Origin of the sequence: Actinomadura kijaniata NBRC 14229, from assembly GCF_001552175.1 — a bacterium.
In the GTDB taxonomy this organism is placed as follows: Bacteria; Actinomycetota; Actinomycetes; order Streptosporangiales; family Streptosporangiaceae; genus Spirillospora; species Spirillospora kijaniata.
In genome coordinates this window covers 1-14,153 of record NZ_BCQR01000237.1, presented here as the reverse complement: position 1 = coordinate 14,153, position 14,153 = coordinate 1, and the positions used below count along the sequence as shown (strand labels likewise).

16 protein-coding genes are annotated in these 14,153 nt (G+C 73.1%); 7 read left to right on the top strand and 9 right to left on the bottom strand.

The annotated features are described in order from the left end of the window. On the bottom strand, nucleotides 1-935 hold a 935-nt coding region (locus AKI01S_RS45390), incomplete at its 3' end, for a pyridoxal-phosphate dependent enzyme (protein WP_067832484.1). Nucleotides 936-1,079: 144 nt separating this feature from the next. Between AKI01S_RS45390 and AKI01S_RS45385 the strand changes: the two genes are divergently transcribed. Further along, a complete protein-coding gene (locus tag AKI01S_RS45385) occupies nucleotides 1,080-1,988 on the top strand; it encodes a LysR substrate-binding domain-containing protein (protein WP_067832482.1) in 909 nt (302 codons plus the stop codon). Between the two features lie 139 nt (nucleotides 1,989-2,127). After that, on the top strand, nucleotides 2,128-2,400 hold the full coding sequence (locus tag AKI01S_RS45380) for a hypothetical protein (RefSeq protein WP_067832481.1): 273 nt from the start codon (nucleotides 2,128-2,130) through the stop codon (nucleotides 2,398-2,400). Nucleotides 2,401-2,730: 330 nt separating this feature from the next. Here AKI01S_RS45380 and AKI01S_RS45375 read toward each other — a convergent pair whose 3' ends face one another. Next, a complete protein-coding gene (locus AKI01S_RS45375; protein ID WP_067832479.1) occupies nucleotides 2,731-2,928 on the bottom strand; it encodes a hypothetical protein in 198 nt (65 codons plus the stop codon). A gap of 151 nt (nucleotides 2,929-3,079) precedes the next feature. On the opposite strand from AKI01S_RS45375, the gene AKI01S_RS45370 reads away from it, so the two are divergent. From AKI01S_RS45370 to AKI01S_RS53075, 5 genes are all read left to right on the top strand, one after another. Continuing rightward, entirely contained in the window at nucleotides 3,080-3,832 is a 753-nt protein-coding gene (locus AKI01S_RS45370) for a MerR family transcriptional regulator (RefSeq protein WP_245682057.1), read from the top strand. A gap of 85 nt (nucleotides 3,833-3,917) precedes the next feature. Next, nucleotides 3,918-4,862 carry a serine hydrolase gene (locus AKI01S_RS45365; RefSeq protein ID WP_084000882.1) on the top strand — a complete coding sequence of 315 codons (945 nt, stop codon included), beginning with the start codon at nucleotides 3,918-3,920 and terminating at the stop codon, nucleotides 4,860-4,862. A gap of 123 nt (nucleotides 4,863-4,985) precedes the next feature. Further along, a complete protein-coding gene (locus AKI01S_RS45360) occupies nucleotides 4,986-6,140 on the top strand; it encodes a hypothetical protein (protein ID WP_067832476.1) in 1,155 nt (384 codons plus the stop codon). A 69-nt stretch (nucleotides 6,141-6,209) separates the two neighbouring features. Beyond that, a complete protein-coding gene (locus AKI01S_RS45355; RefSeq protein WP_067832474.1) occupies nucleotides 6,210-7,976 on the top strand; it encodes a S9 family peptidase in 1,767 nt (588 codons plus the stop codon). A gap of 91 nt (nucleotides 7,977-8,067) precedes the next feature. Next, nucleotides 8,068-8,730 carry a hypothetical protein gene (locus tag AKI01S_RS53075; RefSeq protein ID WP_218010062.1) on the top strand — a complete coding sequence of 221 codons (663 nt, stop codon included), beginning with the start codon at nucleotides 8,068-8,070 and terminating at the stop codon, nucleotides 8,728-8,730. On the opposite strand, the gene AKI01S_RS45345 is transcribed toward AKI01S_RS53075, so the two are convergent. From AKI01S_RS45345 to AKI01S_RS52260, 7 genes are all read right to left on the bottom strand, one after another. Continuing rightward, nucleotides 8,727-9,395: a TetR/AcrR family transcriptional regulator gene (locus AKI01S_RS45345; RefSeq protein ID WP_084000883.1), complete on the bottom strand. Its 669-nt coding sequence runs from the start codon at nucleotides 9,393-9,395 to the stop codon at nucleotides 8,727-8,729. The genes AKI01S_RS53075 and AKI01S_RS45345 overlap by 4 nt on opposite strands. A 110-nt stretch (nucleotides 9,396-9,505) precedes the next feature. After that, entirely contained in the window at nucleotides 9,506-10,780 is a 1,275-nt protein-coding gene (locus AKI01S_RS45340; RefSeq protein WP_067832473.1) for an aspartate kinase, read from the bottom strand. 125 nt (nucleotides 10,781-10,905) lie between these two features. Continuing rightward, the gene (locus AKI01S_RS45335) at nucleotides 10,906-12,132 is read right to left on the bottom strand and encodes a DUF6882 domain-containing protein (RefSeq protein ID WP_067832472.1); all 1,227 of its coding nucleotides are present in this window, start codon (nucleotides 12,130-12,132) and stop codon (nucleotides 10,906-10,908) included. Between the two features lie 60 nt (nucleotides 12,133-12,192). Further along, nucleotides 12,193-12,741, bottom strand: a complete 549-nt coding sequence (locus AKI01S_RS45330) for a DUF5063 domain-containing protein (protein WP_067832471.1) — start codon at nucleotides 12,739-12,741, stop codon at nucleotides 12,193-12,195. After that, nucleotides 12,734-13,333 carry a recombination mediator RecR gene (gene recR / locus AKI01S_RS45325; RefSeq protein WP_067832470.1) on the bottom strand — a complete coding sequence of 200 codons (600 nt, stop codon included), beginning with the start codon at nucleotides 13,331-13,333 and terminating at the stop codon, nucleotides 12,734-12,736. Before recR ends, AKI01S_RS45330 begins: the two co-directional genes overlap by 8 nt. Before the next feature lie 64 nt (nucleotides 13,334-13,397). Further along, nucleotides 13,398-13,790, bottom strand: coding sequence for a YbaB/EbfC family nucleoid-associated protein (locus tag AKI01S_RS45320; protein WP_084000881.1), 393 nt, complete (start codon nucleotides 13,788-13,790; stop codon nucleotides 13,398-13,400). A 140-nt stretch (nucleotides 13,791-13,930) separates the two neighbouring features. Beyond that, nucleotides 13,931-14,153, bottom strand: a 223-nt coding sequence (locus tag AKI01S_RS52260; RefSeq protein WP_176582796.1) for a hypothetical protein, incomplete at its 5' end; no start/stop codon positions are given.

The window sequence follows — 14,153 nt, the reverse complement described above, 5'->3', positions numbered from 1 at the left end:
GCCCCGCACGGGCCCGCCGGGACGCCGTGGCCCGCCAGGTCGCGCGCCGCGCGGAGCGCCGCCGCGTCGGGCACCGCGACCGCCGCGTCCAGTCCCGCGCGCAGCACCGGCCAGGCCAGGGTGGACGGGGTCGGGCAGTTCAGTCCCGCCATGACCGTGTCGCCGTCGGGGACGGTGGTCAGCCGGTCGGCGATCAGGCTGGTCAGGACGCTGGCGGCGGTGTCGGGCTCGACGCCCAGCAGCGTGGGGGCGGACGCGCCGGACCGGTAGTGGACGACGGCGGCCTGGGCCAGCGACCCGACGCCCATGGGGACGGCGACCAGCCCGGCGGGCGCGGCCCCGGCGGCGGCCAGTTGCGCGTCGACCTCGCGGAACAGGGTGGAGTAGCCCTCGACGATCCAGCCGGGGATCTCCTCGTAGCCGGGCCAGGCGGTGTCCTGGACGAGCAGGCCCGGCTCGGCGGCGGCGCGGCGCACGGCCGCGTCGTAGGAGCCGCGCACCACGACGACCTCGGCGTCCTCGGCCGCGATGGCGGCGCGGGCGGCGGCTGGGACGTGCTCGGGCACCAGCACCCGGGCGGGCAGGCCGAGCAGGCGGGCGATCCGGGCGACGGCGCGCCCGTGGTTGCCGTCGGTGGCGGCGACCAGGCGTTCGGGGCGGCCGTGGGCGCGGATCGCCCGGCGCACCCCCCACGCCGCGCCCAGGATCTTGAACGCGGGCAGGCCCATGCGCCGCGACTCGTCCTTGACGAACACCCGGTCCGCGCCCAGCTCCGCCGCCAGCGCCGGGACCTCGACCAGCGGGGTCGGCGCGTACCCCGGCAGCATCGCGTGGAACCCGGCGACGTCGGCGGGCGCGGGATCGCACCGCCACAGCCGCGCGGGCGGCCGGGTGAACCAGGAGTGCGCGAACCAGGAGTCGGTGAACCGGGACAAGGGGGAGGACGGTCCGGCGGACGGGTCGGCGGACGAGGCGTGAGCAGCGGGAGCGGCCATACGGTCACGCTGCCGCATACCGCTATCGTCGGTCCATCAGAACTTTCCGAGCGGTAATGGTCAGGAAAACTGAAGGGTCCGCCGATGCTCGACCTCCATCGGCTCCGGCTGCTGCGTGAGCTGAAGCACCGGGGCACGCTCGCCGCCGTCGCCGCCGCCCTGTCCTACAGCCCCTCCGCCGTCTCCCAGCAGCTGTCGGTGCTGGAACGCGAGGTGGGCGTGCCGCTGCTGGAGCCGTCGGGGCGGCGGGTGCGGCTGACGCCGCAGGCGGAGATCCTCGTGGCGCACACCGAGGCCGTGCTGGAACGCCTGGAACGCGCCGAGGCCGACCTGGCCGCGTCCCTGGACGGGCTCATCGGGACGGTGCGGATCGCGGTGTTCCAGACGGCGGCGATGGCGCTGCTGCCGGAAGCGCTGACGCTGCTGCGCGAGGCGCATCCGGGGCTGCGGGTGGAGATCACGCAGGCCGAGCCGGAGACGGCGCTGCCCGCGCTGTCGGCCCGCGACTTCGACCTGGTCGTCGCCGAGGAGTATCCGGGCAACCCCAACCCGAGGCCCGCCGAGATCGAGCAGGAGGAGCTGTTCCGCGACGAGATGCGGCTGGCGTCGCCGGGAGGCGAGGACCTGGCGGCGGCGGCCGGCCTGCCGTGGGTGATGGAGCCCGCCGGGACCGCGTCGCGGCACTGGGCGATGACGCTGTGCCGGAGCGCGGGGTTCGAGCCGGACGTGCGGTTCGAGTCCAGCGACCTGCTGCTCCAGTCGCGGCTGGTGGAGGAGGGGCACGCGGTGGCGTTCCTGCCGGACCTGGTCTGGGTGGGGCGGACGCCGAGCGTGGCGCTGCGGCCGCTGCCCGCGGACGTGAACAGCCGGTGGATCTTCACCGCCGTCCGGCGGGGCGGCGGGGACCACCCGGCGGTCCGCGCCTGCCGCCGCGCCCTCGACCGGGCCGTGGCCGCCCTCGACCGGGGGCCGGGCCGCCTTCCCACCCCGTAGGGGGGATATGCCTACGGGTTCTGGAGAGGCACCCCCATCACTTTTGGGGGTTTTCACCGATGGCGATGAATGCGGGACGCCGCCAGAGTCGTAATAGGTGACAGGGGGCCGGGGCCCCCGAAGGAAGGAAGGCGGGACGATGTCGAACACGCTGACCCTCACCTCGCTCAACGTCTCCGAACTCGCGCAGCTGCTGTTCGCCACCCGGCTGCAGGCGTCCGAGCGTCCCACGTCCGAGCAGATCCGCGCCGCCATCGACGAACGGCTGTGCGCGTGCGGCGGCGACCGCGCGTCGTGTGTCGCGTTTGTGGCTCAGGAGGCGGGGGACCACCCCGAGGCGTACGCCGCCCGCATGCGCTGGGCGTTGCGCACCGTGACCGATGTGTACTCGGGCTACGCCGCAGCGGTGTGACCCGGCTGGGGAAGGAGATCCTCATGCGTTCGCCGTTCGCCGAGAACGTCGCCGTTCCGCGCACCCTCGTGGAGCTTCTGGCCGACGATGTGCCACAGGAACCGCGCGACGGCCGTAGACGCAGGCCTCGGAAGGTCCGGGTGTTGCGGCACTCCGCCTAGCCGAGGTCCCGCACGGCGTTCCGGAGCACGGCGGGACCCTTCCGCGTCACGCACCGCGGGGAGGGTCCGGCCGCCCCGGAACCCGCCGCGCGCTCGACCGGCGTCACGCGCGGGTCGGCAGCGGCGCCGTCATCCCCCGGCCACCGCCACCCGCGCGCCGGTCACGACGTCAGCGCCGCTTCTTCTTTTTCTTCGACTTGCTGTCGGACTCCCACTCGTAGCCCTGCATCTTCTTCTCGCAGTAGCTGTTGTCGACGCGCGTGTCGGTGGCGTCGTGCTCGCAGTGGCGTTTGGAGCCGCAACCGGTCAGCCCGAGCGTGGCGACCATGACGGCCGCGGCGAGGACGGTGACGGGGGTCTTTCTCATGTCGGCCTTTCCAGGAACGGATCCGGGTTCGTGCGAACGGCGCCCGAACCACTCTGATCAGCAGCGATACCCCCATGGGACGCGACCAACCAGCGATCCGTTCCCGCTTCGCCACGAACGGGGCCACATGCTCCCGAACTATGCTGACGACGTGAGCGATGCGGCGGGGTCGAACGGGGCGGCGCGGGAGTACCGGATCGGCGAACTCGCCGAAGCCGCGGGGCTTCCGGTACGGACGCTCCGCTACTACCAGGAACGCCGTCTGCTGCCGCCGCCGCGCCGGGTCGGGCGCGTCGGCCTGTACTCCGAGGAGCACCTCGCCCGCCTGCGCGTCATCGGGAACCTCCTGGAGCGCGGCCACACCCTGGAGGGCATCCGCGAGCTGCTGTCGGCCTGGGAGCAGGGCCGCGACATCGGCGCGGTGCTCGGCGTGGAGAAGGTCGTCACCGCGCCCTGGTCCACCGAGGAACCGGTGACGATGACGCTGGAGGAGCTGGCCGGGCTGTTCCCCGGCCAGGTGAACGCCGCGGCCGTCGCGGAGGCCGTCGAGCTCGGCCATCTGACCGTGGACGGCGACCGCGTCACCCACTGGAGCCGCCGCCAGCTTGAGGCGACGGTCGCGCTGGTGCGCGCCGGGGTGCCGCTGGGCGAGGTCCTGGCGGTGAGCCGCAGGCTCCAGCACAGTATGGACGAGCTGGCGGCCATGTTCGTCCGGCTGATCGCCGACCATGTGGTGGGACGGCTCGACGGACGCGACCTCGACGCGCTCACCGCGACCCTGGACCGGCTGCGGCCGGGCGCGCAGGTGACGGTGGAGGCGGGCTTCGCGCGGGCCATGGACCGCCAGGTGCGCGCCGCGCTCGACCGGACGCTCGGCGGGCTGGCCGCCTCCGGGGACGGCTGAGCGCGGACCCGGCACGCCGCGCCGAGATCGACTCGTTACCCCGACCGTCGGCGCTTCCGTCACGACGATCACTAACGTGGGGGGAATGCGCCCACGTCCCGTACGCACCGCCGGCTCCCTGCTGGCCGGTGCCGTCCTGACCGCGTCCGCCACGATCGGGGCGGTGCCCGCGCACGCCGCCGCGCCGTCGGCGACCGCGGCCGCCGCGCCCAAGCACTGCGTCTCGAAGGCCGACCCCAAGCAGGCCCAGCGGATCAGCGACGCGATCCGCTCGGCGCTCAGCGGGCGTTCCGGCACCGAGTCGGTCGCCGTCCTCGACCGCAAGCGGGGCATCAGCTGCTCGGTCGGCGGAACCCGCCAGTACGACTCGGCGAGCGTCGTCAAGGCCACCATCCTGGCCGCCACGCTGCGCCGCGCCATCGAGAAGGGCCGCGGGCTCACCTCGAACGAGAAGTCCCTGGCGCACAAGATGATCACGCGTTCGGACAACGGGGCCGCGTCGTCGCTGTGGCGTTCGCTGGGCCGCACCCGGATGCAGAAGTTCCTGAACATGGCCGGGATGAAGAGCACCAAGCTCGGCCCGGACGGCTACTGGGGCCTCACCCAGATCACCGCGGGCGACCAGATCAAGCTGCTGTCGCTGCTGACCAAGGGCAACAAGGTCCTGACGGACCGGGCGCGCAACTACCAGCTCACGCTGATGAACAGCGTCGTCTCGTCGCAGCGCTGGGGCACCCCGGCGGGTCGCCCGACCGGCGTGAAGTGGCACGTCAAGAACGGCTGGCTGCCGCGCCACGGCAAGCACTGGCGGGTCCACAGCATCGGCGCGTTCACCGGCCGGGGCGAGGACTACATGATCGTCGTGCTGACGCGCGACACCCCGTCGATGGGCTACGCGGTCACGACCATCGAGCGGGTCGCCTCCGCCGTGCACCGCAACCTCAACCCGGGCCTGCGCTCCCAGTCGTTCCAGAGCACCCCGAACCCGACCTGGGAGACCTCCGACGGCTCGGTCCCGCCGAACGTCTGATCCGTCTCCGCCCGCAGGGCGCGCCCGCCGGGGCGCGCCCTGCTTTTTCGTGTTGCCGGGCCCGACGCGGCCTGCCATGATCCAGATCCCCCCGCCGCCCCTCCCCCGCTCTTCAGGAGTTCCATGCCTTCCTCCTCCTCCGCCCGCGCGGCCGCCGTGGCCGTCGCGGGCGCGGTCGCCGCGACCGCGTTCGCGGCCCCGGCCCACGCCGCCGCGCCGACGTGGCGCGTGGTGAAGACCTACGACAATGGCAAGTACGACGGTTTCAACGGCGTGCTGGCGCTCAGCAAGAACAACGCCTGGGCGTTCGGCGGCGGCGACCGCAAGGCAGGCGACTTCAACCGGCCGCTCGCCTACCACTGGAACGGCAAGTCCTGGCGTTCCAGCGCCCTGCCCACCGGGCTGACCGGGCACCTCTGGGACGGCTCGGCGTCCTCGTCGGCGAACGTGTGGGCCTACGGCGGCAACTCCGAGGCGGGCGGCTCGCGCGGCTCCTACGTGCTGCGCTGGAACGGCAAGAAGTGGGCCGTCGCCAAGAAGTTCGCGGCCTCCCGCGGCCGCATCTCCGGCATCCTCGCGCTCAGCGCGAAGAACGTGTGGGTGTTCGGCGCGCCCGGCGCGGACAGGGGCGTCGGCACCTGGCACTACAACGGCCGTTCCTGGACCGAGCTGAAGAACCCGCCCGCGCTGATCGGCGAGGCCGACGCCTCCTCCGCCACCAACGCCTGGGCCAACGCGCGCGGCCTGAACGGCGACGCCAAGACGATCGTGCGGTTCGACGGCAAGCGCTGGAAGACCGTCTCGACCAAGGGCGTGCTGCCCGCCGACCAGCACCCCGAGGACGACAACGCCCCGCAGGTCTCCTCCTTCGTCGGGGAGCCGCTGGTGCGGTCCGCCAAGGAGGTCTGGTTCCCGGCCCACACCCAGCGCTACGGCGGGACGTCGAAGCCGTCCACCACCAACCTGCTGCTGCGCTGGAACGGCAAGCGCTGGCAGAAGTACGCCGTTCCCACCAAGCAGTCCCCGCGTGAGGTCGTCCCGGACGGCCGGGGCGGGCTGTGGGTCGTGGCCGGATCCCCGCACGACCGGGCCGAGATCTGGCACCGTTCGGCGGCGGGCAAGTGGACCCGCGCGAACGTCACCGTGCCGCGCGGCCGCGTCGGCGGCCCGGCGGACGCGGCGCTGATGCCCGGCACCCGTTCGGTGGTGGGCGCGGGCGTGCTGCGGCCGGCGGACCAGACGTCCTCCGACAGCGCGATCTTCTACTTCAAGGGCTGAGCCCGCGTCGCCGGGACCGGTTCCGCCGGTCCCGGCGATCATCACCCGGCGCTGGGCGATACTGGGGGCATGGTCGACGAAGAGCGCTGGAAGGCGCGGTTCCGCGCCGCGCGGGTGAGCCTTCCCGGATGGGCGCGGGAAGCCCCGCACCGCTGCACCTACCGGTCCAACGCCACCGGGACGTGGGAGATCTACGCCTGGGACCGGCGGACCGACGAGCGGCGGCAGGTGACCGACCGGCCCAACGGGACGTGGATGGGCGGCGTCGACCCGACCGGCGAGTGGGTGTGGTGGTTCGACGACACCGACGGCGACGAGTTCGGGACCTGGGTGCGCGTGCCGTTCGGCGGCGGCGAGGCCGAGCCCGCCGTCCCGGGGCTGGAGCCGTCCTACCCCTCGGGGCTGGCGCGCGGGTCCAGCGGGCTGGCGGTCGTCGGCCGGTCCCACCGGAACGGCTCCACGATCCACCTGGCGCGGCCCGGCGCGGACCCCGAGGTGCTGTACGAGCACACCGAGGACGCGCACGTCGCGGGCCTGTCGCGGGACGAGACGCTGATCGCGATCGGGCACAGCGAGCACGGCGACAGCCGCCACATGGCGCTGCGCGTGGTGCGGCCCGACGGCTCCACGGTCGCCGACCTGTGGGACGGGCCGGGCAAGGGCGTGTACGGCGCCGGGTTCGCGCCGGTCGCCGGCGACCCCCGGCTGCTGGTCAACCACGAGCGGCGCGGCCGCGACGAGATGCTGGTCTGGGACCCGGTCGCCGGGACCGAGCGGGAGATCGAGCTGGACCTGCCCGGCGAGGTCGGCGCCGACTGGTACCCCGACGGGACGGCGCTGCTGGTCCACCACGCCCATGAGGGCCGCGACGAGCTGTACCGCTACGACCTGGACACCGGGACGCTCACCCGCATCGACACCCCGCGCGGCACGATCGGCGGCGCGACGGCGCGGCCGGACGGGACCGTGGAGTTCGCCTGGTCGTCGGCGGCCGAGCCGCCGGTGGTCCGCTCGACGTCCGGGGCGGTCGTGCTGACGCCGCCCGGCCCGCCCGCGCCGCCGTCGGTGCCGGTGGAGGACGTGTGGGTGGAGGGGCCCGGCGGGCGGATCCACGCGCTGGTCAGCCGCCCGGAGGAGGGCACCGGACCGTTCCCGGTCGTGTTCGACGTCCACGGCGGGCCGACCGCGCAGGACGACGACTCGTTCGTGCCGGCCGTGGCGGCGTGGGTGGACCACGGGTTCGCGGTCGTCCGCGTCAACTACCGGGGCTCCACCGGCTACGGGTCGGCGTGGCGCGACGCCATCGAGGGACGCGTCGGGCTGACCGAGCTGGAGGACATCAAGGCCGTCCGGGACTGGGCCGTGGAGTCCGGTCTCGCCGACCCCGCGAAGACCGTGCTGACCGGCGGGTCGTGGGGCGGGTTCCTGACGCTGCTGGGGATCGGCACGCAGCCGGACGACTGGTCGGTGGCGGTCGCGTCGGTGCCGGTCGCCGACTACGTGGCGGCCTACGAGGACGAGATGGAGGCGCTCCAGGCGTTCGACCGGTCGCTGTTCGGCGGCTCCCCCGAGGAGGTGCCCGACCGGTACCGCGAGTCGTCCCCGATCACCTACGTGGAGCGGGTGACGGCCCCGGTGTTCGTGCTGGCCGGGGAGAACGACCCGCGCTGCCCCATCCGGCAGATCGACAACTACCTGGCCCGGCTCGCCGAGCTCGGCAAGCCGCACGACGTCTACCGCTACGACGCCGGGCACGGCTCCCTGGTCGTCGAGGAGCGCATCAAGCAGATGGCGGCCGAGATCGACTTCGCGCGGCGGCATCTCGGGACGGGCTGACGTTTACAAGATCAACCGATCGGGGATCTTCCCGGTCGGCCGGTCCGGACGACCGGCGCCCCCCGCGTGAGAACGTCGAACGGGGGGCGCCGTGCCGATCGTCTGGGAGCCGCGACCGCGGCTGCTGACCGTGCTGACCTGCGGATCCGTGGTCTTCTCCATGCTGGGCGCCGGGGCGGGGCACTCCGCCGCCGCGCAGCCGCCCGCCCCGGTCGCGGCGGACCCGGTCGCGGCGGACCTGGTCGCGGCGGACCTGGTCGCGGCGGAACCGGCCGCGGCGGAACCGGCTGCGGCCCACCAGCCCCCGCCCTGGCGGCGGCTGATGGGCATCATGTGGTCCCCCCACTCCTGGACGCGCTCGACGCCGCTGCGCCACCGCCTCGCGGTGCGGGTGCTGCGCGCCCACGGCGTCCGGTGGCGTTCCAGCGGAGGGTGCTCCGACCGGGACCGCGTGGACTGCACGTCGTTCGAGGGCATCCGCTGGGGGACGATCGCCACGGTCGCGCGCCTGCGGCAGGAGAGCGGCTGCCCGCTGACGGTGTCGGGCGGCACCGAGCGGGGGCACGCGCCGGGCCCGCTCAGCCACCGTCGCGGCTACAAGATCGACATCCTGCCGGACCGGTGCGCCGACCGGTACATCACCCGGGTGTTCCGGCACGTCGGCGAGCGCGGCGACGGGGCGGAGCTGTACCGGTCGCCGGACGGGGTCGTGTTCGCCCGCGAGTCCGGCCACTGGGACATCACGGTCCCCTAGTCGCGCACCTCGCGGATGATGCCGACCAGCTCGCGGGTGACGCCCTTGAAGCCCGGCAGCCGGGACATCGACACCATCCGGTTGACGAGCGGAACGGTCCGTTCGACCAGCAGGTACGTCTTGCGGCAGCCCGGCGAGGAGTCGTGCACCCAGTACAGCACGACGCCCATCGAGTACAGCCACAGCAGCTCGGGCAGCTCCTTGCGGAACTCGGGGTCGATCCTGAGGTCGGAGCCGTCCACGACCTCGCGGTAGATCGAGACGGCGGCCTCCCGCGCCGGGCCGGACTCGGCCGAGAACGGGTTGAGCGGGCTGGTCGGCTCGGCGGCGAACTTGAAGAACTTCCCGGCGAACTCGTGGTAGGGCACCATCGTGTCCACCCGCGCCTTCAGCACGCCCAGCAGGCGCTGCGCGAAGCCGCGTTCGGAGTCCAGCACCGCCCGGCACGCCTTGACGTGCTCCTCCTGGAGCTCGTCGTAGTACGCCTGGATCAGCTCCTCCTTGGAGCCGAAGTAGTAGTAGGCGTTGCCGACCGAGACACCGGCCTCCTTCGCGATGGCCCGCATCGTGGTCGCCTCGTAACCGCGCTCGCGGAACAGCCGCAGCGCCGTCTCCACGATCAGCGCCCGCGTCTGTTCGGACTTCACCGCCTTCGTCTCGGTCACGTAGGCCACCCTAAGGCCCAGAACCCCGAGTCGCTCATGTTGCGCGAGCCACCTCGGGATGACGCCGGACGGGCCGCGCCGTCCGCGGCACGGCCCGTCCGGGACGGTCGTCAGCGGCCGGTGCCGCCGTAGACGGTCGCCTCCACCTGGTCGGCGTCCAGGTCGAACGCCCGGTGCGCGGCGGCGACGGCGGTGTCGATGTCGTCCTGCGCGACGACCACCGAGATGCGGATCTCCGAGGTGGAGATCATCTCGATGTTGACCCCGGCCTCGGCGAGCGCGCCGAAGAACGTCGCGGTGACGCCCGGGTTGGAGCGCATGCCCGCGCCGATCAGCGAGATCTTGCCGATGCGGTCGTCGTAGCGCAGCGCCTCGAAGCCGATCCGCTCCCGGAGCTTGTTCAGCGTGCTCAGCCCGGTCTGCCCGTCGGTGCTCGGCAGGGTGAACGAGATGTCGGTGCGGCCGGTGGAGGCCGCCGACACGTTCTGCACGATCATGTCGATGTTGATCTCGGCCTCGGACAGCGCCGTGAAGATGGCGGCGGCCTCGCCCACCTTGTCGGGCACCCCGACCACCGTGATCTTGGCCTCGCTGCGGTCGTGCGCGACGCCCGAGATGATCGCCTGCTCCATGTCCTGTCCTTCGATCTCGCTGCTGTCCACGACCCAGGTGCCTTCCTTCTGGGAGAAGGAGGAGCGGACGTGGATCGGGATGTTGTAGCGGCGCGCGTACTCGACGCAGCGCAGGTGCAGGATCTTGGCCCCGCTGGCGGCCATCTCCAGCATCTCCTCGTAGGAGATGCGCGGGATGCGGCGCGCGGCGGACACGATCCGCGGGTCGGCGGTGAACACCCCGTCCACGTCGGTGTAGATCTCGCAGACGTCGGCGTCCAGCGCGGCGGCCAGGGCGACCGCCGTGGTGTCGGAGCCGCCCCGGCCGAGCGTGGTGATGTCCTTGGTGTCCTGCGACACGCCCTGGAACCCGGCCACGATGCAGATCGAGCCCTCGTCCAGCGCGGTGCGGATCCGCCCCGGCGTCACATCGATGATCTTGGCTTTGCCGTGGGTGCCGTCGGTGATCACACCGGCCTGGGAGCCGGTGAACGAGCGGGCCTCGTGGCCCAGGTTGGCGATGGCCATGGCCAGCAGCGCCATCGAGATCCGCTCGCCGGCGGTGAGCAGCATGTCGAGCTCACGTGCCGGCGGCAGCGGGGAGACCTGCTTGGCCATGTCGATGAGGTCATCCGTCGTGTCGCCCATGGCGGACACCACGACGACGACGTCGTTGCCCGCCTTCTTCGTCGCGACGATGCGCTGGGCGACCCGCTTGACGCACTCGGCGTCGGCGACGGAGGAGCCACCGTACTTCTGCACGATAAGGGCCACGAGTGGGCGCTCCTCGGTTCGGGGTCAGGCTACCGGCGACGAGTCTACCGACGTCACGCCCGCGAATTACGGGCAGGTAAAGCTCACGGCGAGACAAGCTTCCCGAAGTGTGAGATAGGCCGCCGTCAGAGGAAGTCGGTCATCGGCCCGAACTCGGTGCGGATGATGGTCGCGTCCCGGCTGAAGGTGACGTTGTACCGGTGCGTGCCGATGCCCATGCCGGCGCCGCCCAGCTCGTCCACGCTGCCGAAGAGCATGTCCGGGCCGTCCTGCCAGACGCCGAACCCGTGCAGGGCGAGCGCCCCGCGCACCATCTCCCGCATCACCGGACGGCGGTCGGGGTACGCGGTGAGCTGCTGGACGATGTCGGCGGCCCGGTCCAGGGCCCGGTCGAGGGTGGACAGGCCGATCTCCGCGAGGCCGTCGCCGGTGAGCGCGAAGTGCCGGACGCCGCCGTCGCCCGGCACCGCCCAGTGGCCGCTCGCGCCGCCCAGGTGCGCGGCGGCGCGGGACAGGACCTCCACGACGTGCGCGCCCCGCGGGTGGCCAGACAGGTCGACGCGGTCGGCGGCCAGCTCGGCGGCGCCGTGCTCGCGGGCGGCCGCGCGGAAGCGTTCCGCTCCGGGCCGGCCGGTCCACTCCCAGACGCCGTCCGGGCGCACCAGACCGACCTCGACGGCGGTCACCGTCCGGCCGTTCCCGAAGTCGAGGACCCCGGCCGCGGGTTCCCAGACGGGGACGGTGCGCCAGCCGCCGACCTCGGCGGCCAGGGCGTGGCCGGTGTCGAGCGTGCGGGCGACCGCCGGCGCGGCGATCTCCATCAGGGCCCCGGGCAGCGGCGCGGGAACGCCCAGCTCGATGATGTCGAGCCTCTCGTCGGCGGGGTCCTCGTCCGGCGGGGGCGGCGCCTCGGGCATCTCGACGAAGTAGTAGGTCAGCGCCCGGCCGCCGTGCGGATACTTGATCACCAGACCGGAGCCGAGCAGCCCCGACACCCGGGCGGCCAGCACGTCGGCGGCCGCGCGGGGGTCGGCGAACGCGCCCAGGTCCACCAGCGGGGCGGTCAGCTCCGGCACGCCGTGGCGTTCGCCCAGCGCACGCAGGCGCCCGGCGTGCAGGCACACCGGATCGCCGGGGTCACGGGCGGCCCAGGTCCACTGGAAGGTGTGGTCCTCGGCGAGGGTGCCCAGCACGCTCGCCGTCCGCCGGTCCCCGTCCACCCAGAACGCGCCCGCCTCCGGGTCGCGGCGCAGCGCCCGGCCGGCCAGCGCCGCGTTGAGCCGCCGGAACCGCAGCACCGTCTCCGGCATGCCCCCGGTGGTCAGCGCCCGCAACTCCTCGCTGAACGGCATCCGTCCCCCATCCCGGTGATCTCGCGAGATCCCGAGGCTAGGGGACGGGACGGGCGGCCGCTACTGGACGGCGACGCTCTCCTGGACGACGTCGAGGCGGGCGCCCGCGATCACCGCGTGCAGGGCGCGCAGGGCCGCTCCGGCGTGGTTGCCCCAGTGGTTGAAGTAGGAGTACTGCCACCACCACAGGGCCTCCAGCGGGCGGTCCTGCTGGTAGTGGCGCAGGCCGTGGACCAGGTCGCTGGCCACGTCCACCAGGTCGTCCGACAGCCGGTACGACGTCGGCTCGGTGTCCTTGTACGGGTCGAACACCTCGACGTACTCGTCGACCGTGACCAGGCGTTCGGCGAGTCCCTGCCGGACGTGGTCCAGGTCGGGATCGTCGCCGATCTCCGGCTCCCAGTTGTCCGGGAGGATCACGTCGGCGCTGGCGCCCAGCTGCGCACCGGCCAGGATGACCTGCGACACCTCCAGGAGCAGCAGCGGGATCGTGTGCGTCCCGCCCTCGCCGCGCGCGACCGCCTCCAGACCGCTGAGGTAGTTCTCGACGTGGCAGGCGACACGTTCGGCCAGGGTGTTCCAGTCCTGCGGACTGTTGGTGTCAGACATCGAGGAGTCTCCGTCCTTCGAACGCGCGGCCCAACGTCACCTCGTCGGCGTACTCGAGGTCGCCGCCCACCGGCAGGCCGCTGGCCAGGCGGGTCACGGTCAGTCCCATCGGTTTCACCAGCCGGGCGAGGTAGGTCGCGGTGGCCTCGCCCTCCAGGTTCGGGTCGGTCGCCAGGATCAGCTCGGTGACGGTCCCGTCGGCCAGCCGCGCCATCAGCTCACGGATGCGCAGGTCCTCGGGGCCGACGCCCTCGATCGGGCTGATCGCGCCGCCCAGCACGTGGTACCGGCCCCGGAACTCGCGCGTCTTCTCGATCGCGACGACGTCCTTGGACTCCTCCACCACGCAGATCACGCTGGGGTCGCGGCGGGGGTCCCGGCAGATCCGGCACTGCTCCTCCTCCGCGACGTTCCCGCACGTCCCGCAGAACCGGACCTTCTCCTTGACCTCCTTGAGCGCCCGGCCGAGCCGTTCGACGTCGGCGGGGTCGGCGGCCAGGAGGTGGAAGGCGATCCGCTGCGCGCTCTTGGGGCCGACGCCGGGCAGGCGGCCCAGCTCGTCGATCAGGTTCTGGACGACCCCTTCGTACAACGGTCGCTTCCTTTCGGGTCGGAGGGGCGGACGGAGGCGTTCCGTCCGCCCGGTTCGCTTCGGGTCAGTGGCCGGGCGGGGGGCCGCCGGGCATGCCGGGCAGGCCGGGCATCCCTCCCTGGCCGAGGCCCGGGATGTCGCCGAGGCCCTGGGTGAGCGGGCCCATCTTCTGCTGCATCAGCTCCTGGATGGCGCGGCCCGCGTCGCGGATCGCCGCCAGCACCAGGTCCGCCACCGTCTCGGCGGTGTCGGCCGGGTCGCCCGGGTCGATGGCCTTGGGGTCGATCCGCAGATCGACGACCTCGCCCTGCCCATTGATCTTCACGGTCACCAGACCGCCGCCCGCGGTGCCCTCCACCTGCGTCTCGGCCAGCTCCTGCTGGGCGCTGACCAGCTGCTCCTGCATGCGCTGCGCCTGCTGGAGCAGTTCCTGGATGTTCAAACCACCGGGTTCCACGGGGTGTACTCCGTTTCCTCGCCGCCCCCGTAAGGGCCTGACTCCTCCGGGCCCACGGGCCACCGGACGTCCGTCCTTCCCGAGACTACGGGTTTCGGGCGGGATGCGGTACGCACCCGGCGCGGTGCGCCCGGGAGCGGTCAGGTGTTGTCGATCTCCCTGATGACCTGACCGCCCAGCTCCCGCTGGATCAGCGCCATTCCGCTCATCTCCGCCTCGGTCCCGTCGGCGTCGGCGTCGCCTTCGGGGTCGACCTCCTCGCGTTCGTCGAACGGGCCGGGCTCCGGCGGGGGCGGCGGCTCGTCGGGCGGCGGGGGGCCGGGATCGGGCGGGGGCGGCGGCGTGTCGTTCCGGGGCGGGCGG